Annotated in this window: 33 protein-coding genes; 20 read left to right on the top strand and 13 right to left on the bottom strand. The window is 52.3% G+C overall.

Annotated elements, in window-relative coordinates; translation table 11 throughout:
• Positions 1 to 74: 74 nt before the first annotated feature.
• The 11 genes from ACOTZP_RS03135 to ACOTZP_RS03185 form a co-directional block, all read right to left on the bottom strand.
• Positions 75 to 323 carry a hypothetical protein gene (locus ACOTZP_RS03135; RefSeq protein ID WP_223717401.1) on the bottom strand — a complete coding sequence of 83 codons (249 nt, stop codon included), beginning with the start codon at positions 321 to 323 and terminating at the stop codon, positions 75 to 77.
• Positions 324 to 351: 28 nt separating this feature from the next.
• A complete protein-coding gene (locus ACOTZP_RS03140) occupies positions 352 to 606 on the bottom strand; it encodes a DNA polymerase III subunit theta (protein ID WP_001514173.1) in 255 nt (84 codons plus the stop codon).
• Complete coding sequence (locus tag ACOTZP_RS03145; RefSeq protein ID WP_001514172.1) at positions 606 to 788, bottom strand: hypothetical protein; 183 nt, start codon at positions 786 to 788, stop codon at positions 606 to 608. The genes ACOTZP_RS03140 and ACOTZP_RS03145 overlap by 1 nt, the downstream gene beginning before the upstream one ends.
• Before the next feature lie 33 nt (positions 789 to 821).
• The gene (locus tag ACOTZP_RS03150; protein WP_047064360.1) at positions 822 to 1,427 is read right to left on the bottom strand and encodes an ead/Ea22-like family protein; all 606 of its coding nucleotides are present in this window, start codon (positions 1,425 to 1,427) and stop codon (positions 822 to 824) included.
• Positions 1,424 to 1,621 (bottom strand): hypothetical protein, encoded by a 198-nt coding sequence (locus ACOTZP_RS03155; protein ID WP_001514170.1) that lies wholly within the window; start codon positions 1,619 to 1,621, stop codon positions 1,424 to 1,426. The genes ACOTZP_RS03150 and ACOTZP_RS03155 overlap by 4 nt, the downstream gene beginning before the upstream one ends.
• The gene (locus ACOTZP_RS03160; protein ID WP_047064362.1) at positions 1,618 to 1,917 is read right to left on the bottom strand and encodes a hypothetical protein; all 300 of its coding nucleotides are present in this window, start codon (positions 1,915 to 1,917) and stop codon (positions 1,618 to 1,620) included. The genes ACOTZP_RS03155 and ACOTZP_RS03160 overlap by 4 nt, the downstream gene beginning before the upstream one ends.
• The gene (locus ACOTZP_RS03165; RefSeq protein ID WP_048244416.1) at positions 1,917 to 3,350 is read right to left on the bottom strand and encodes a DnaB-like helicase C-terminal domain-containing protein; all 1,434 of its coding nucleotides are present in this window, start codon (positions 3,348 to 3,350) and stop codon (positions 1,917 to 1,919) included. Before ACOTZP_RS03165 ends, ACOTZP_RS03160 begins: the two co-directional genes overlap by 1 nt.
• Positions 3,340 to 4,239, bottom strand: coding sequence for a hypothetical protein (locus tag ACOTZP_RS03170; protein ID WP_023294192.1), 900 nt, complete (start codon positions 4,237 to 4,239; stop codon positions 3,340 to 3,342). The genes ACOTZP_RS03165 and ACOTZP_RS03170 overlap by 11 nt, the downstream gene beginning before the upstream one ends.
• The gene (locus tag ACOTZP_RS03175; protein ID WP_015571544.1) at positions 4,232 to 4,378 is read right to left on the bottom strand and encodes a hypothetical protein; all 147 of its coding nucleotides are present in this window, start codon (positions 4,376 to 4,378) and stop codon (positions 4,232 to 4,234) included. The genes ACOTZP_RS03170 and ACOTZP_RS03175 overlap by 8 nt, the downstream gene beginning before the upstream one ends.
• An 89-nt stretch (positions 4,379 to 4,467) precedes the next feature.
• Positions 4,468 to 5,013: a toxin YdaT domain-containing protein gene (locus ACOTZP_RS03180; protein ID WP_220418854.1), complete on the bottom strand. Its 546-nt coding sequence runs from the start codon at positions 5,011 to 5,013 to the stop codon at positions 4,468 to 4,470.
• Between the two features lie 17 nt (positions 5,014 to 5,030).
• Positions 5,031 to 5,264: a hypothetical protein gene (locus ACOTZP_RS03185; RefSeq protein ID WP_000102594.1), complete on the bottom strand. Its 234-nt coding sequence runs from the start codon at positions 5,262 to 5,264 to the stop codon at positions 5,031 to 5,033.
• 41 nt (positions 5,265 to 5,305) lie between these two features.
• On the opposite strand from ACOTZP_RS03185, the gene ACOTZP_RS03190 reads away from it, so the two are divergent.
• Positions 5,306 to 6,058: a LexA family protein gene (locus ACOTZP_RS03190; protein ID WP_421633639.1), complete on the top strand. Its 753-nt coding sequence runs from the start codon at positions 5,306 to 5,308 to the stop codon at positions 6,056 to 6,058.
• A 95-nt stretch (positions 6,059 to 6,153) separates the two neighbouring features.
• Positions 6,154 to 6,534, top strand: a complete 381-nt coding sequence (locus ACOTZP_RS03195; RefSeq protein ID WP_048962403.1) for a lipoprotein — start codon at positions 6,154 to 6,156, stop codon at positions 6,532 to 6,534.
• 128 nt (positions 6,535 to 6,662) lie between these two features.
• Here ACOTZP_RS03195 and ACOTZP_RS03200 read toward each other — a convergent pair whose 3' ends face one another.
• Entirely contained in the window at positions 6,663 to 6,875 is a 213-nt protein-coding gene (locus ACOTZP_RS03200; RefSeq protein WP_115415086.1) for a hypothetical protein, read from the bottom strand.
• A gap of 543 nt (positions 6,876 to 7,418) precedes the next feature.
• Between ACOTZP_RS03200 and ACOTZP_RS03205 the strand changes: the two genes are divergently transcribed.
• Positions 7,419 to 8,111, top strand: coding sequence for a hypothetical protein (locus tag ACOTZP_RS03205; protein WP_421633640.1), 693 nt, complete (start codon positions 7,419 to 7,421; stop codon positions 8,109 to 8,111).
• A gap of 90 nt (positions 8,112 to 8,201) precedes the next feature.
• Positions 8,202 to 8,384: a hypothetical protein gene (locus ACOTZP_RS03210; protein ID WP_421633641.1), complete on the top strand. Its 183-nt coding sequence runs from the start codon at positions 8,202 to 8,204 to the stop codon at positions 8,382 to 8,384.
• On the opposite strand, the gene ACOTZP_RS03215 is transcribed toward ACOTZP_RS03210, so the two are convergent.
• Positions 8,371 to 8,580: a hypothetical protein gene (locus tag ACOTZP_RS03215; RefSeq protein ID WP_023303584.1), complete on the bottom strand. Its 210-nt coding sequence runs from the start codon at positions 8,578 to 8,580 to the stop codon at positions 8,371 to 8,373. The two genes, ACOTZP_RS03210 and ACOTZP_RS03215, sit on opposite strands and share 14 nt — an antisense overlap.
• 275 nt (positions 8,581 to 8,855) lie before the next feature.
• On the opposite strand from ACOTZP_RS03215, the gene ACOTZP_RS03220 reads away from it, so the two are divergent.
• From ACOTZP_RS03220 to ACOTZP_RS03295, 16 genes are all read left to right on the top strand, one after another.
• On the top strand, positions 8,856 to 9,104 hold the full coding sequence (locus tag ACOTZP_RS03220; protein ID WP_022651079.1) for a DUF7446 family protein: 249 nt from the start codon (positions 8,856 to 8,858) through the stop codon (positions 9,102 to 9,104).
• Positions 9,101 to 9,259 (top strand): hypothetical protein, encoded by a 159-nt coding sequence (locus ACOTZP_RS03225; RefSeq protein ID WP_045324621.1) that lies wholly within the window; start codon positions 9,101 to 9,103, stop codon positions 9,257 to 9,259. Before ACOTZP_RS03220 ends, ACOTZP_RS03225 begins: the two co-directional genes overlap by 4 nt.
• Positions 9,256 to 9,465 carry a cell division protein FtsZ gene (locus tag ACOTZP_RS03230; protein ID WP_006809788.1) on the top strand — a complete coding sequence of 70 codons (210 nt, stop codon included), beginning with the start codon at positions 9,256 to 9,258 and terminating at the stop codon, positions 9,463 to 9,465. Before ACOTZP_RS03225 ends, ACOTZP_RS03230 begins: the two co-directional genes overlap by 4 nt.
• Before the next feature lie 72 nt (positions 9,466 to 9,537).
• Positions 9,538 to 9,819, top strand: coding sequence for a host nuclease inhibitor GamL (gene gamL, locus ACOTZP_RS03235; protein WP_421633642.1), 282 nt, complete (start codon positions 9,538 to 9,540; stop codon positions 9,817 to 9,819).
• Between the two features lie 17 nt (positions 9,820 to 9,836).
• Positions 9,837 to 10,583 carry a phage recombination protein Bet gene (gene bet, locus ACOTZP_RS03240; RefSeq protein ID WP_021571177.1) on the top strand — a complete coding sequence of 249 codons (747 nt, stop codon included), beginning with the start codon at positions 9,837 to 9,839 and terminating at the stop codon, positions 10,581 to 10,583.
• Positions 10,580 to 11,197 (top strand): lambda exonuclease family protein, encoded by a 618-nt coding sequence (locus ACOTZP_RS03245; protein ID WP_058659114.1) that lies wholly within the window; start codon positions 10,580 to 10,582, stop codon positions 11,195 to 11,197. Before bet ends, ACOTZP_RS03245 begins: the two co-directional genes overlap by 4 nt.
• Positions 11,194 to 11,622: a regulator gene (locus ACOTZP_RS03250; RefSeq protein WP_421633643.1), complete on the top strand. Its 429-nt coding sequence runs from the start codon at positions 11,194 to 11,196 to the stop codon at positions 11,620 to 11,622. The genes ACOTZP_RS03245 and ACOTZP_RS03250 overlap by 4 nt, the downstream gene beginning before the upstream one ends.
• The gene (locus ACOTZP_RS03255) at positions 11,619 to 11,771 is read left to right on the top strand and encodes a DUF1317 family protein (protein WP_047357022.1); all 153 of its coding nucleotides are present in this window, start codon (positions 11,619 to 11,621) and stop codon (positions 11,769 to 11,771) included. Before ACOTZP_RS03250 ends, ACOTZP_RS03255 begins: the two co-directional genes overlap by 4 nt.
• Positions 11,768 to 12,898, top strand: a complete 1,131-nt coding sequence (locus tag ACOTZP_RS03260) for a DNA-methyltransferase (RefSeq protein WP_421633644.1) — start codon at positions 11,768 to 11,770, stop codon at positions 12,896 to 12,898. The genes ACOTZP_RS03255 and ACOTZP_RS03260 overlap by 4 nt, the downstream gene beginning before the upstream one ends.
• The gene (locus ACOTZP_RS03265; RefSeq protein ID WP_421633645.1) at positions 12,895 to 13,113 is read left to right on the top strand and encodes a hypothetical protein; all 219 of its coding nucleotides are present in this window, start codon (positions 12,895 to 12,897) and stop codon (positions 13,111 to 13,113) included. The genes ACOTZP_RS03260 and ACOTZP_RS03265 overlap by 4 nt, the downstream gene beginning before the upstream one ends.
• Entirely contained in the window at positions 13,110 to 13,310 is a 201-nt protein-coding gene (locus ACOTZP_RS03270; RefSeq protein WP_127341288.1) for a hypothetical protein, read from the top strand. Before ACOTZP_RS03265 ends, ACOTZP_RS03270 begins: the two co-directional genes overlap by 4 nt.
• Positions 13,307 to 13,498 (top strand): DUF1382 family protein, encoded by a 192-nt coding sequence (locus ACOTZP_RS03275; RefSeq protein ID WP_421633646.1) that lies wholly within the window; start codon positions 13,307 to 13,309, stop codon positions 13,496 to 13,498. The genes ACOTZP_RS03270 and ACOTZP_RS03275 overlap by 4 nt, the downstream gene beginning before the upstream one ends.
• A gap of 88 nt (positions 13,499 to 13,586) precedes the next feature.
• Entirely contained in the window at positions 13,587 to 13,871 is a 285-nt protein-coding gene (locus ACOTZP_RS03280) for a hypothetical protein (RefSeq protein ID WP_421633647.1), read from the top strand.
• Between the two features lie 2 nt (positions 13,872 to 13,873).
• The gene (locus ACOTZP_RS03285; RefSeq protein ID WP_421633648.1) at positions 13,874 to 14,095 is read left to right on the top strand and encodes a TraR/DksA family transcriptional regulator; all 222 of its coding nucleotides are present in this window, start codon (positions 13,874 to 13,876) and stop codon (positions 14,093 to 14,095) included.
• 195 nt (positions 14,096 to 14,290) lie between these two features.
• On the top strand, positions 14,291 to 14,530 hold the full coding sequence (locus ACOTZP_RS03290; RefSeq protein WP_129318017.1) for a DUF4222 domain-containing protein: 240 nt from the start codon (positions 14,291 to 14,293) through the stop codon (positions 14,528 to 14,530).
• A gap of 8 nt (positions 14,531 to 14,538) precedes the next feature.
• Complete coding sequence (locus ACOTZP_RS03295) at positions 14,539 to 14,781, top strand: hypothetical protein (RefSeq protein WP_421633649.1); 243 nt, start codon at positions 14,539 to 14,541, stop codon at positions 14,779 to 14,781.
• The last annotated feature ends 74 nt before the right edge of the window (positions 14,782 to 14,855 follow it).

The raw sequence follows: 14,855 nt of genomic DNA on the forward strand, positions 1-14,855 counted from the left end.
ACCAAGAAAAATTTGGTTAAGATGCGAGCGGAATGTAAAACATGTGTATAGCTATTAAATCGGTCCTTGGCGATTTATTTTTTAGCGTCAAACCCCACATGATGGGACGCAACTTCAGTAAATTTACGAACAACATCCATGGCGAAATCACCTCTCTCAGCAATCTTCCAGACCCAATGTACCACCTGCTCTGCGTTCGTTAGGTGGGAAAGAGGAATTGAGTAAATCTGTCCATGGATGTCAATCACCTCAAGCTCATCGAGGCACACCTTAACAAGATCATCAAGCTCCCTTTCTCTTTCAAGAATCGTTGTGATGCTCATGCTATTTTCCATTTGAATCTCCTAAAATTTATTTTGCATTTTGCTCAGTCATTTCAATGTAGCGAGGATCAGATGCCTTAGGCAATGCAACGCTCTGCTCGCGATAGTGCCGCACGCGATCCATGAAATACTCTCGTAGATGCTCTGGTTGCTCACGAGCTACCTGCTCGGCGATAACCGGCATATTCAGGCGCTCTTTGTAGGCCACGCCGGAGGCTGCCAGGTCAACATTAACCTTGTCGCGTTCTTCCTGCGGCTTTGCTGCAATGTTCCAGTCAGACATTAGTCAGCAGTCCTCCCTCTCTTCTTTCTGGTCTCATAAGGAGATCTAAAACCATCAACAGATTCAACCTCTCCAGCATCAAACCGTTTCGCATTTGCAATTTGTGATTTACTCCAGAACTTTTTATGTCTTTTCATTGAAGCTTTATATTTTTCTGCTGGAGTCATTTCTTCGTTAGACATAAAACCCCCTCGGTTATTTGAGGGGATTATAGATCACTTCTGCTGCGGTGATGCTGCTATCATCCGGCGATACACATCGTAAGTTCCGAATTGTTCATCACCAGCCTCAAGCATTTCATGGGTGGGTTCTTCTGGCACCAGCACCCAACCATCCTGAATCACCGGAGAGTTGCCGCAGCGCGACTCGGCATTTTTTGTCAAAGAATCCAGTGGTGGCGCGGTCTTGATGGTGCAGCGCGACTCGGCGTTTTCGGCACCCTGAAGCATGGCGGCGCACATTGCGTCATATTCAGAAATTGGCTGCAACCTGTATCCTTCAGGCACAGCTACCGGCGATGGCGGGGCGGCGCAATCACATGGAACGCTTATTGGCTCGCCCCAGGGTTGCGTACCGCCACTATCAGCCATGCCTGTGTCGTTGCATTTAGGGCATGGTCTGCCCTCAAGCGCATTCAGTAACGTACGGATCTCATGTTGTTGTGCTGCTATCATGGAATCTTTGGCTTCCAACTCATCTAGCAGTGCCAGCACGGTGGACGGGGTTAGAGCCTCATTGAATTCATCGCGATCATAACCCCAACTATCGGATTCTGCTCTCTCCGCCGCTTCACGCAGCTCCTGTTTGTTGATGTTGCTCATTGGGCGGCCTCCTGCATGGCTGGGTCTGCTGGTAAAGTCATGTGCGGCACCTCAATCAGTTCTGCCCGGGCATCAGCCGTGTTAAGCGCCATTAATGCGACGATTCGCTTCTGCTCAGGATCCATGCGCAAAGCCACCGTTTTACCGTTAAAATTGAAGAACACCGCAACGTTTTTGATATCTTCGATTTTCATACCCCTTCCCTCCCCCAAACCATCAATACTCGCTTCATCGCAGGACTGTTCCGGCACTCCTGAAATATTCCGTTAGTGCAGCTGCGCGCGGTGCCGTCCTGCTCTTCCGGCGTGGCCAGGCGATAAGTCACCGTTCGCCAGACCTTGCTCACGCGCACAATCTTCCGGGCCCGCTCCAGATCGATAGCGTTCTTCGTGATGCAGTTGATGGTGATGCCGCACTCTGTGGCCACATCCTTCGCGGTGAAGGTCCTGTGCGTTTCGAGATAACGCAGAATTGCCTGTTTACCTTTCATCAGAAGCCCCCTTTCTTTTTCGGCTGCTGCTCGCGCCCGCGGCGTTCTGCGGCGGCGGCCTGCTGGTCTGTGTCGTAAATTGCCCCGTTAATCTGATTGCAATAAACCGTTCCGGTGCTGCCGTGGCGGTTGAGTCGCAGGATTAACTCGGTTTCTCCCGGCGGTACGCTGTCATCGAAAGCACCTTCCCGGTGGATGCCAACCCAGTAGTCGCAGTCCTGCTCAATCTGTCCTGTGTCGCGGGAATCGCTCGGCAACGGGCGTTTATTCACTCGCTTCTCCAGTTCGCGGTTGAGCTGGGTCAGCAGCACGACGACGCAGCCAAGCTCTTTGGCGAGGTTCTTCAGCCCTTTGGTGATCATCCCGTAGGCCAGGTCATTACGGTCGGCTTTTTCGGCGGTCATAAGCGTCAGGTAGTCAACCAGGATCATGCCTACACAGCCCTTCTCGCGTTTTATTCGGCGGCTTTCGCTAACTATGTGCGCCAGGGACAGGCCAGGAGTGTCGTCGATGTACAGCATGTCGATTTCACTCAGCCGCCCGGCTGTTGCTATCGCCTTCTTAAAGTCGCCGTCGTAGTCGCCCTGGTACTGGTCATCGGCGTCATCCGTGGCGGGCATGTAAAAAATGCTCGGGTTAATGCCGGACTTCTGACCAACCAGCTTTTCAAGGATCTGGTCGCCAGGCATTTCGAGGCTGAACATCAGCGCTGGCTTTTTCTCACGAACCGCGCAGTTGATCGCCATCTGCCCGTACAGCGTTGTCTTGCCCATCTTTGGCCTTGCGCCAATCACGAACAGAGAGCCTTTAACCAGACCTTTCGGCGCCAGAAGCCGGTCGAGTGACGGGATACCGGTACTCATGCCGCGCTGTTCGCCTGAAGGGTCAAACCGTTTCTCCAGATCCGCTACCCAGTCATCCATAACCTCGCCGAAAGACCGCAACCCACGACGACTTCCGGTTTTTGAATGGTCTGCGAGCTGGGTGAAAATACCCTGAATGGCCTCGTACTTCTGCGTAGCGCTCATGCCGTTGCGGGAATACAGCAGTTCAGTAGCTTCGGTCAGGCGGTTGATACCGTAGCGCTCCATTGCGGCTTCCCGGACTGATGCTGCGTAAGCCACGATGTTTGCAGCGCTGGGAGTGTTCTTGGCTATCTCCGCCAGGTAAGCAAAGCCACCTACCTGCTCCGCGAGCCCTTTGCCTTCGAGCGCGTCGAACAATGTCAGACCATCGACTGGCTTGTTGTCGCGGAACATCTGGCGCATCTCGGCAAATATCAGCTGGTGAGGTCGGCTGTAGAACGACTCAGGCTTGAGCATCGCCAGAACCTTCTGGACTCGCTCGCTGTTGTCATCATCCAGCAGCAGGCCACCGATAACGCTCTGCTCTGCTTCGAGGTTTTGCGGTACAGCCATGAATTCAGCGGTCATCACGATCCCCCTCGCGCACTTCGATGTACAGCTTTTCGGTCAGGAACTTATCGAATTTCATGCGGCGCCATGTCTTCCCGGATTTCTGGTCTGGTCGGTCTTCAAGCATCCATCGGCAGTTCTGAGCGATGTAGCGCAGATAACTTCTGAAACCGTCCATATCCATCGGCTTGCCGTCCAGGTTGCGGGCGATCTTGTTAGCCTTACCCCAGAAGGTGCGGATCAGATTGCGTCGCTCATCAGTGAGGCATCTCCATCCCCGTGCTTCAGGCAGTTCGTCTTTCAGGCATTGCCATACTTCATCGCATGACAAACGAGACTTTTTCTCTTCAGCGGGTTTCTGGTCATTTGCGACATACTTACTACCGTTAGGTAGTAAGTTATTTAATATATTGTTATCTGTGGACACTGGCTGGACATCGGCTGGACACTCCACCTCCACAGGCATTGGTACGACTGCGTTTGGGCTGGACACCGGCTGGACATCGGCTGGACAAAAATTTGACTGATATTCGTCATATTTGACCACTTTTAGAACAGTAAAACGGTTGTTTGATTTGGTGGTGATCATGCCCAGATTCTGGAATTTACGGAGCAGTGATTTAACGCGATCAGCGGTCAAACCCGTTTCCATTGCCAGCGTGTTTCGCCCGGTAATGAACTCTCCGCGTTCGCAGATCACATCGCCGACATCAGTCGATACCAGTGTCTGTTCGTGATTAGCACGCAGGAGCAGGTGAACCCATAAATGAGCCGCCTCAGCGTCCTTGTAGAACGGCACATCCATAATTTTACGGTGCAGCAAGGCAAACCCCTTACCGTCATTCGTGCGCGGTTTCTGGAGCCTTCTGGCCTCTCTGGCTTCGGCTAAATTGGATACGTTACCCACGGCCACTCTCCTTACGTTTCAGTTCTTCCAGGATGGCGCGCATCTTCTCCGCCACAATCGGGTTAACCGAGCGGATGAAGCGGTCGCGGGTTATGTTTTTATGTACAGCGGTATGGTAATAGCGTGGATTTTTTGCCATTATTCCTCCTGCAATGAGAGCACACGATTTGCATCTGAAGGCCAGTTCTGTTGACGCAGACTGGCTTTCGCCATTTTTGATACTTCCCATCACATAACCCCTAACATCGAAGTGACCATGGCCATCAGCGGCGCGGTCAGGTCCGGGTCGACACGGAACATCTCTACAATCCCCTCACTGAGTTCCTTGAGCTTCTGGTGACGCGGGGCGTTCATCGCAACGGCCACTTTCGCCTCGCTCGTTTCCTTCTCAAGTCGAGCTAAGCGGGACATGAAACTGTCCTCTGGAAGAAGTCGATGGCGATACTCCAGCGGCAGGACGGACATGATTGCCGGTGCCAGCTGGCGAATGTTGTTGGCCGCATATTCGGTGTCGCCGTCGATCCAGCGGAACACCTTCTGCATCTGGCGGTGTGAGTCAGTCGGGATATCAAGTCCGGTGCCGCCGATTGCCCGCCACTCTTCAACAATCAGAGCGGCGACAAATTCACGGCTGCGGCAATCAGCTGCCCAGGCGCGAACAGCTGCGCGGATCCCATCGATGTTTAACGCCCTGGAATCAGGTTCCCGGCGATTCTGGTAAATCATCGCCGTTGGCGAAAATTTGTTACCTTGTTGATACGCAAGTGAATGCATTGCTTTCCCTTTCGTGGTTAGGCCGCAGTATCACGCGGCGATGCGAATACCAGGCTTTCTTTGAGGACCGGAGCCTGGCGGTGAAAATTCTTCGTGCCTTTCTCGATAGCAGATGCCATTTCTGGAGATGCCCGGCGATTTCCGTAGGCGATCTGGTCCAGGTAACCTGGCGTCGTGTTAGCCAACTTTGCGAGCTGCGCCCATTCGTCGGTAGTGGCGGCCTTGCGCCAGCGGTGTAGTTCAGTGCTCATTGGTGTCTCCGGGTGAGTCGTTTGATTTGGAGTTTAGCGTTATGCTAAATACTACGCAAGCATCATTTAGCAATTTGCACATTTATCATTTTGCTAAAAGCAGTAACAATGCAGGTATGGAAAATAAAGAAATCAGAAAAGCCAACCTGGAAGCGCTGTACGAGAAACGCCAGGGCGAGTCTGGAATGACAAAGGCGCAGTTTGCTGAGCTCATCGAGACAAGCCCTGCAGCTCTTAGCCAGCTTCTTGGACCAAACCCTCATCGCAATATCGGCGATAAGATGGCTCGCAAAATTGAAACTGCGCTTGATCTGCCTTTTGGCTGGATGGATGTTTTACACGCCAGTGAAGAACCTTCGAATGTTACTTTTCGAGGACTGAACGAGACAAAAGGAAGTTATCCTGTAATCAGCTGGGTAAGCGCGGGGCAATGGATGGAAGCTGTAGAACCTTATCACCGTAGAGCGATTGATCGCTGGTATGACACGACTGTCGATTGCTCAGAAGATTCATTCTGGCTGGACGTTAAAGGGGATTCTATGACCTCCCCCGCCGGGCTGAGCATACCCGAGGGTGCTGCGATACTTGTCGATCCTGAAGTCGAACCACGAAACGGTAAACTCGTGGTTGCCAAACTCGAAGGTGATAACGAGGCAACATTCAAAAAGCTCGTTATTGATGCCGGGCGCCGCTTTCTGAAGCCGCTTAACCCGCAATATCCGATGCTTGAAATAAACGGGAATTGTAAAATTATCGGCGTGGTTGTTGACGCAAAAATCCTGAATATCCCATAAAAACTACCAATTTTAAGATACCAGCAAAGTGCTGGTTTTTATGGCTAAGATGCCATGTTAGGATGTTTCCGATTGCAATCAATGGAAATAACATAATGAAAAAAATAGCTTTAGTAGTACTTGTGGCATTAACCATGGCTGGATGTGCTTCTTCAGGTAACCAGCAACTTAAGAATGAGACTGAAACCAGCGTACAGACCAAAATTCAGGAAGGTAAAACCACCAAGTCAGAGGTGAAAACTACCTTTGGCTCTCCTGACTCCGTCTCCTATACCGATGGTGGAAATGAGATCTGGAAGTATTCATTTTCCAAGGTAAAGGTTAACGGAACCAGTTTTATCCCCTTCTATGGCCTTTTCCACAACGGAACAAATGGCACGAAGAAAGAGCTAACCATCTTATTCAAAGATGATAAGGTTCAGAAATACACAATGGCCGAATCAGCGATTAATACAAAATCAGGTTGGGCCGATTAACAGCATGACTATCCACCCCGGCTTCCTGGCCGGGTTATACTGCCAAAAAGCACGATCCCATAAACGTACATTTTTACTGTTATTTTCATGCCAAATCATCATGTACACTGTGTTTGTCGGCGATCCAATTATTTACCCTTCCGCACCATCTCAGCCGCATCTCGTAGCATCCCCTTGTGGATCACGTTCCCGACGGCTTTACGCTTCCCTTCCAGAAATCCTACAATGTTGTCCTTGTTAATCTCAATACCGTTGTAAACCAGCTCGAACACCACACACCCAACCTCTCCAGCCATGAAGGCAATACGATCTTCCTTTAGTTCATCAGCTTCCTCTTTCATTTTTCTCTCCGCGTCCATTGTTCAATGTTTGTCCAGTATAGCACCAACCTCGCGCTAAAAAATTTATTCCCTTATTAATCAATGCGCTAAATAAAATACGCCAATTATTTAGCATTTTGCTATTGCGCATAATTTAGCATCACGCTAAATTCAACTCATCGAAACGAAACATCGACAGCTGAGCGAAGTTAGCCAGCGGCGGACAGCAAGTCGCCTGCTTTTTAACAACATGCAAAGTCGGAACAGCACTCAGTAATCCTGTTTAGACCCCAACGCACAAAATGCGGCGTATCACCGGCGGCGAACCGGTCGGTGAGAAGGCTACCCCCTCGCGAGAGCGATAAAGGCATGGGAACGGGCAACACTGACGGGATGAGAGGTGCGAAGCGCAAACAGATTTATTCCAGTCCATTCGAAGTTGAGTGGGTTGGGCTGAATCACAGAATCTTTCACGCCCGATTGGGCATCACGTTCAAATGGCTAGCCGCTGCCACCCTTTTCGACGCGGCGCACCGTATCGGAGGAGTTATGTAACAGGTAACAGTGACGACTGAAAACCAACATTCAGCCCCGGATTATACCGGGGCACACCGTGGAATGTTTTGGGGTGTGGTGAAGCTCAACGGCGAGCTAGGGAATAGGCTTGCGGCAATAATTCGCGATGAAAACCGCAAGGCGCGCGTAACCCAATCGGCATCGCACCGATGGAAGCTGGTTCGACTCCAGCCGCCACACCACCAAAGCATTTCTCCCGCATCAGCGGGTAACGGCAGAGCCAGCCTCAAGCACCGGGCGCCGATGCTTGGTGATGGTAATACTGCCATCTCAACCGCACAGGAGACGATGATCCTGTTCTGGTTGGATTGGAAAAGTCTTCTTGGCCCGCCAGCGCGCGGGCATTTTTTTGGAGGTTGCATGTTTGCTACTGATATCTCACTGAAATATGGCACTCATCAGCCAGAGACGATCCTGGAAACAATGCCGATTGAAGAAGCCTCCGAGATCATCAAGGAGAAGCTTCGTGATGAAGTGCGCCAGGAACTCGAAGGCAAGTATGAGGATCGGATTTACTATGCAGAGGAAGAGGCTTCCGAATGGGAGAGTCGCGCTGATGACTACGAATCAGACGCTACGCAACTGGCGATGGCCATAAGGGATGCTCTCGATGCTGAGAGTCTTGATGATGCAAAAATCATCCTGGAAAGGGTCAAGCGTGACCTTGATAACTATTTCTGACTGAGGTCGCTCAGGCGGCCTTTTTTATTAGCAGCCTCTCTCCGCGAGGGGCTGACGGCAAATCTACTCCACTTATTTGAGGTGATGGTGATGGATATAAAAAACGATGAAGTAGCGATGTTTAAAAGCAACAATGGCGTAATTTTAGCAGCTGACGCAGCTTATGCTGCTGCTGAAGAAGCGGTTAAAGGGGCATCAGATGACCGCATGTATCGGCAGAATTTGATAAAGGCAGCACTGGAGACTGCCCTGGCATCAGTTATCGTTTTATAGCGATCCCAAAAGGCGTAGGTGCTTCTGCTTTGTACTTTTCCTTTGCTGCTTCACGACAGGCAGGAAGCAAATCAGCAATGCGCTCAATTAAAGCTTCTGGCGTGTTGGCGGATGGGTCTTTTACTGCAAGCGCCAGCGCTAAATCATATGCCACTGATTCCTCAGTTCTCTTTCCTGCAAATACATTCATGGACATAAAGAAATCCTTTTATTGACTGTGGAATATCCAGTCTACGGCATTCCTTTGACTGTGGAAAGTGAAGGAAATCACGCGCCGGGCGTGGCTAAACATCCCGGCACTCATTCAAGTTGAGGCTGCCAGGTAGGCGGCCTTTTTCATACCTGGAGTTATTTACGAGTGACTCAAGTTATGACAACCGGCGGCCATCCACCGCCCATTGAAACACTGAATAAATGCGTTGAAGTCTTGTATTAACCGTTCCGTTCGCCGCGATAAGGCCAAGAGGATTTATGAGCAACCCTATCACAGTAGGTTTTTCAGGCCTGACGAAGCGAATTTTCGCGGGTCGGTCAAAGCCAAGCAAATTGGCGCCCGGCGTTCGTGAGTTCACTGGTGAGAAATTTGATGTCACAGACGAGGCGCTATTTGCAGTGGCCCATCTTCTCGCGGTTCGTGATGACATCCTTATATTCCCGACAGCTGATGGGAAAGAGATTCACCTACGCGCCGACATCAAAGAAAAGCGGGAGGCATCATGACAGTCACCCACAACGGCAAGCAGTACACCGCCAAAAAGCTCAACGATAACGAGTGGCAGCTGACATCGGTATCGGCACCACGCGACAAGCTGACTCTGAATCGCTGCCAGATGCATATCGCTGGCCTCCTGAAACAGGTAGAGGTGAAGGCATGATCAACCACTACGGCACCACACCTCTCATTCGCCAGTGCGTCACGCCCGGCATGATGGCAATGCATGAAGGCCGCACCTATCGCGTCTCAGCGGTCATTCAGGAGCGCAAATGGGTGTATCTGCACACCGATGCAGAAATCATACGCCTCAGTGACTGCGTGATTGACGTCCTTCTGGACGGTCACGGCAACCCTATCCAGCACTAACCACCCTATTCAACCGATCGGCCTGGCTTTTTGCGGGCGGGATCTGCACATCCAAATTTCAGGAGTTCAGCCATGAACGCATACCTCACTTACGACCGAATCGAAGATCGGCGCTGGGTTAAGCAACGGCTTACCGACGAGAAAGAGAAGTGGATCGACGACCGGGCGAAAGAACTGATCGCCATGTTCCCGAAATATGCTTTGCAAATGAGTAGCCTGTTTCTCCCAAAAGAAGCGCAAATGGCACTAGTCGGTGAAAAGGCAGAGGAAGCCTATAACGACTATGTCACACGCATCTGTTACGACCGCGCCGAAGAAGAGTGGGATCGCCTTCATCCAACCTGCCCGTTTTAACTTTGAGGGATTTAACAATGAGTACTGCACTTTCCACCATGGCCGGGAAACTGGCCGCACGCCTCGGCATGGATGCCGGTACAGACCTGATGAATACGCTGAAGAATACAGCGTTCAAAGGTGGCAACGTCACGGACGAGCAGTTTACAGCCCTGTTGATCGTCGCCAACCAGTACGGCCTGAACCCATGGACAAAAGAGATTTATGCCTTCCCAGATAAAGGCGGGATTGTCCCGGTCGTCGGCGTTGATGGATGGGCTCGCATTATCAACGAGCATCCTCAGTTTGACGGCATGGAGTTCTCTTACGACAAGGAAGAAGGCGCGTGCACCTGCAAGATTTACCGCAAAGACCGCAAGCACCCGACAATCGTTACCGAGTACATGGGCGAGTGCAAACGCAACACTCAGCCATGGCAGTCCCACCCTACCCGCATGCTTCGCCACAAGACGCTTATCCAATGCGCACGCCTGGCCTTTGGTTTCGCTGGCATCTTCGACCAGGACGAGGCAGAGCGAGTGATTGAAGGAACAACGGCAGAGGTTCATGCGGGCCATGAATCAGATAGCCGCCGCCCGGAACTGATCGCAAAAGGTGAGTCCGCCGCGCGCCTTGGAACCGTTAAGTACCAGGAGTTCTGGGTGGCGCTGAGCGCTGAAGAGAAGCAGGTGATCGGCGCAGTTGAGAAGCGACGCATGTATGACATGAGTCTTGCTGTCGACAACGCCGAACCTGTCAATGTCGCAGAGACGGAGGCTGAATGATGGAGCAACGCACCCCTGAATGGTTTGCTGCGCGCTGCGGCAAGGTCACGGCGAGTCGCCTGGCTGATGTCATGGCCCGGACTAAGTCGGGCTACTCCACCAGCCGCCAGAACTACATGGCCGAGCTGATTTGCCAACGGCTGACCGGGAAGCTAGAGGAAGGGTTTTCGAATGCCGCGATGATGCGCGGCACTGAACTTGAGCCAGTGGCGCGCGAAATGTACGCCCTGAATGAGTTCGATGCGGCAATCACTGAAGTTGGGCTCATCGATCACCCAACCATACCCGGATTCGCAGCCAGCCCGGACGGACTTGTTAACGACGACGGGCTTATCGAAATCAAATGCCCCAACACCTGGACCCATCTTGAAACGCTGAAAACTGGCGAGCCAAAGCGCCAGTACATGCTGCAAATGCATGCGCAGATGATGTGCACCGGGCGGAAATGGTGTGATTTCGTTAGTTTCGATGATCGCCTGCCGCCTGACCTCGCCTATTTCAAGAAGCGAATTCATTTCGATGAAGAGCTGGCGCGCGAAATCGAGTCTGAGGTTAAGAGCTTTCTTGCAGATCTGGAATCGGAAATTCAGAAAATCACAGAGCGTGCAGCATGAAACGCACACCCTTCTACCGCAGACCCGGTCGAACCGGGCAATTCTCCGGCCTCCGTGAGCGCGTTATCTGGATGATTCAGACGCGCGGCCGCCCGGTCACCGGTAGCGAAATCGCTGAGAAGTTTGGCGTAACGCTCATCGAGTTTAACCGGGTCGCCAACGGCATCACCCGCGGCTCCGGACAGATAGCGCAGATAGTTGAGTCTGAGAAATGGCGAAATGAGGACGGCATATGCGACCGCACATTCGACCTGGTCACGAAGCCAAAGGTCGTAACACCACAGGGTAAATCGCGGCTGTTCACCCGGCGCGCTATAGAGCAATCGCAGGAAGGCAGACGGCAGGAATGCATTGAACGTGCCGCCCGTCGCCGCCGCCTGATTGCTCAGGGCCTCTACATCGACGAAATGGAGTCCATCCTATGACTCACGCTCACGACGACATCATGGTTGGCACACTGTGCCTTCCCTTCATTGGTAACGGCTGGCTAATGCCATGGGGTGAAGTGGTCAGCAATCCATTAAAGGCGCAGCGGCTCGCTGAGGAATATCGGGAAAGACAGGAGGCGGCATGACCTATCAACTTCACGTCGGGCGCTGTGAAGACGTCCTGAAAACGCTCCCGGATAACTCCGTTGACGCCATCGTGACGGATCCTCCGTACGGGCTGAGCTTCATGAACCACAAGTGGGATTACGACGTTCCCACCGTTGAGCAGTGGCAGGAATGCCTGCGCGTCCTTAAGCCAGGCGGACACCTGCTGGCGTTTGGCGGATCACGCACCTATCACCGCCTTGTGGTTAATGCAGAGGATGCCGGGTTCGAAATCCGCGACCAAATTCTCTGGATTTACGGCAGCGGCTTCCCCAAGTCGCATAACCTTGATGGCGATTTTGATGGCTGGGGTACCGCATTGAAACCAGCCCATGAGCCAATTGTCATGGCGCGCAAACCTTTCAAAAAAACGGTGTCGGCGAATATGGCCGAGCATGGTACCGGTGCAATCAATATTGATGCCTGCCGCATCCCTACCGATGAGATGCTAAATGGCGGTGCTGGCGGTCTGCTTTCACATCAGCGCGACGGCACAGAACCTGTTGCTGATTACGAGCAGGCACCAGAGGGGCGATGGCCAGCAAACATCATTCACGACGGAAGTGATGTTGTCGTGTCAGCGTTCCCGGATGCGAAAGGCCAGCAAGGAGCGCTTACCGGCAATGAGCCAAGCTCTAAAATGGGTGCGGCGAATTGCTACGGGCAAATGGACCGGCGGCACGAATCAACTCCACGCATCGATAGCAGCAAGAGCGCTGCCCGCTTCTTCTACTGCGCCAAGGTCAAACCTAAAGAGCGCGATGAAGGCCTCGAGAGATTTATCGCGACGTCAGCCAGCGACATGACCGGCGGACGCAAAGAAGGAAGCGTCGGCATTAATGATCCGCGCGCCGGTGCCGGGCGTACCAGTGGCGCGAAGAACAACCACCCTACCGTTAAGCCGATCGCTCTTATGAGTTATCTCTGCAGGCTGATTACTCCGCCTGGCGGTACCGTGCTTGATCCGTGGATGGGAAGCGGGAGCACAGGCCGGGCAGCTATAGAGGAAGGGTTTAACTTCATCGGCATCGACCTTAACCCGGATTACGTAACCATTGCTTCTGCCCGTATTGCTCATTCCTTCAAAAAGATGACGGAGGCCGCATGACGCCAGCAAATGAAAACGCCATCCGAGCAGCCTGCCGCCGCTGCACCGAGGAAATACAGCAGGCCATGCGCAAGAAGCCAAAGCCTAACTGGAACGAAACGGTGCCTCCCATCATCAACAAACATCACAAGAAAATTGAAGCTCTGGGAGTTAGCCTCCTGGAGGTCGTCGTATACACAGGGCGGCTTAATCGCCGCTTCGGAGTGGAATCGTGAGCAAATATCCAAGGGTTGGCAGCGTGTCAGCCAAAAGCAAAAACACCTCCGCTAAATGCAAATGCGGTGCAGTGGCGAAGTATAAAACGACCGTGGAAATGAATATTTTCCGTGGCGATGACGAAGTTGTTTGGTCTTGTAACGAGCACAAGAAGGATTGTGCATTTCTGGTCGGTGAGCAAGGCGGTGCCGCATGAACAAAGCCTCTCCAGTTGATTTGAGAAAAAGCCTCGAAATAGCCAACCAACTGGCGCACATCGGGATTCGCTTCGTGCCGATTCCGGTGGCGACCGAGGAAGAATTCCAGACGCTGGCCGCCGAGTTATCGCGACGGCTTGAGCAGATGGCGGTCGAAGCCGAGAAGAATGAAGGCGGTGCAACATGAAGGCACTAATCACCAGGTCGCTATCGCGGCCTTTTTTATTGCTGGCGTTCACCTTCAACCGAATTAACCGACAGTTCGCGGAGTGAATATGGAAGATTTTAAAGGCACTAAAGGTAATTGGTCATATAGCAAAGAGACCGGAACGATTCGCGGTGATGGTGGCCTTCTCGCTGAGTTACTGATTAATGGTTCCGAAGACGATAACGGCACGCTCATGGCCGCAGCACCGGATTTACTGGTAGCGCTTCAATACCTGTTCGACAACTATAAGCAGCTCGCTGATTCAGGTGATGCCGGTAACTGGCGACTCGAAGATGAACCTGCCGGAAAGAAGGCGCTGCATGCTATCAACAAAGCCCTCGGTAAGGAGTGACCATGGCCGATATCATCGACACAGCAGCAGAGATTGAAGAGCTTCAGCGTAACGCTGCCCTTTCCGCTCACAGATTGAACCGCAACGCCGTATCAGCTGAACGTTGTGAAGAATGCGACGAAGACATCCCTGAGTCGCGGCGCGCTGCCGTTCCCGGATGCAAGACGTGCTCCAGTTGCCAGCAAGAAATCGAATTGAGGAATAAGCAGAGGGGGCTGTCATGAATAACAGAAAAGCCCGTCGGCTGCTTGGAGCTCACATCAATAATACATATCGAATTAGCAATAGACGCTGGCTGGTATGGGGTAGCAACTGGCCTTTTGTTTGGGAGCACGCAAAGCCATCACCGCGGCAGAAAAGGAAAGCCAAAGAGGTTGCAGCATACCGAGAGGAATTAAAGCGCAATCAGGAGTCAGCCAATGTTCAGGATAATCCAGCCTAATACCTGGTACGCCGATCCCCACGGCGCGCCCTGCAAAATCCTCCGCGCTACCCACGAAGTCATCCACTACATCCGCAACGGTCGCACCTGCATCGCCAGCATGGGCCGATTTAACCAGGATTTCGAGCCGCTGACCAAAGCACAGGCTGAGCGGATCGCCGAAGAAATAGAAACAGCAGAACACCTGAAGAAGCTGCGCGCCCAGCGTGCGGCGTAAGGAGAACTATGAGCACCATTCAGGACATCCGAAACCAGCTATCAACTCTGGTCACAGAGGCGCACAAGGTTGCATGCGCCCTCGATATAGGTGACGAGCGAACCGAGGCCTTTGAGCTATACGAAGCGCTTCGTCGACTTCAGCGGCAGGGCGCCGCCGGAGAGATTCTCTCAGCAACTAACCCCCTTCTCGCCTCGCCATATTACGACGAGGACTGGGACTGTAGTGGTTTACTGAATTTGGCCACCTGAACAGAGGTGATATGCTCATCTCAGAACATTACAGGTGCCTCAATGAAAAAAAGAAATTTCAGCGCAGAGTTTAA

This window comes from Enterobacter cloacae complex sp. SYL001, from assembly GCF_049237025.1.
GTDB classification, from domain to species: domain Bacteria; phylum Pseudomonadota; class Gammaproteobacteria; order Enterobacterales; family Enterobacteriaceae; genus Enterobacter; species Enterobacter intestinihominis.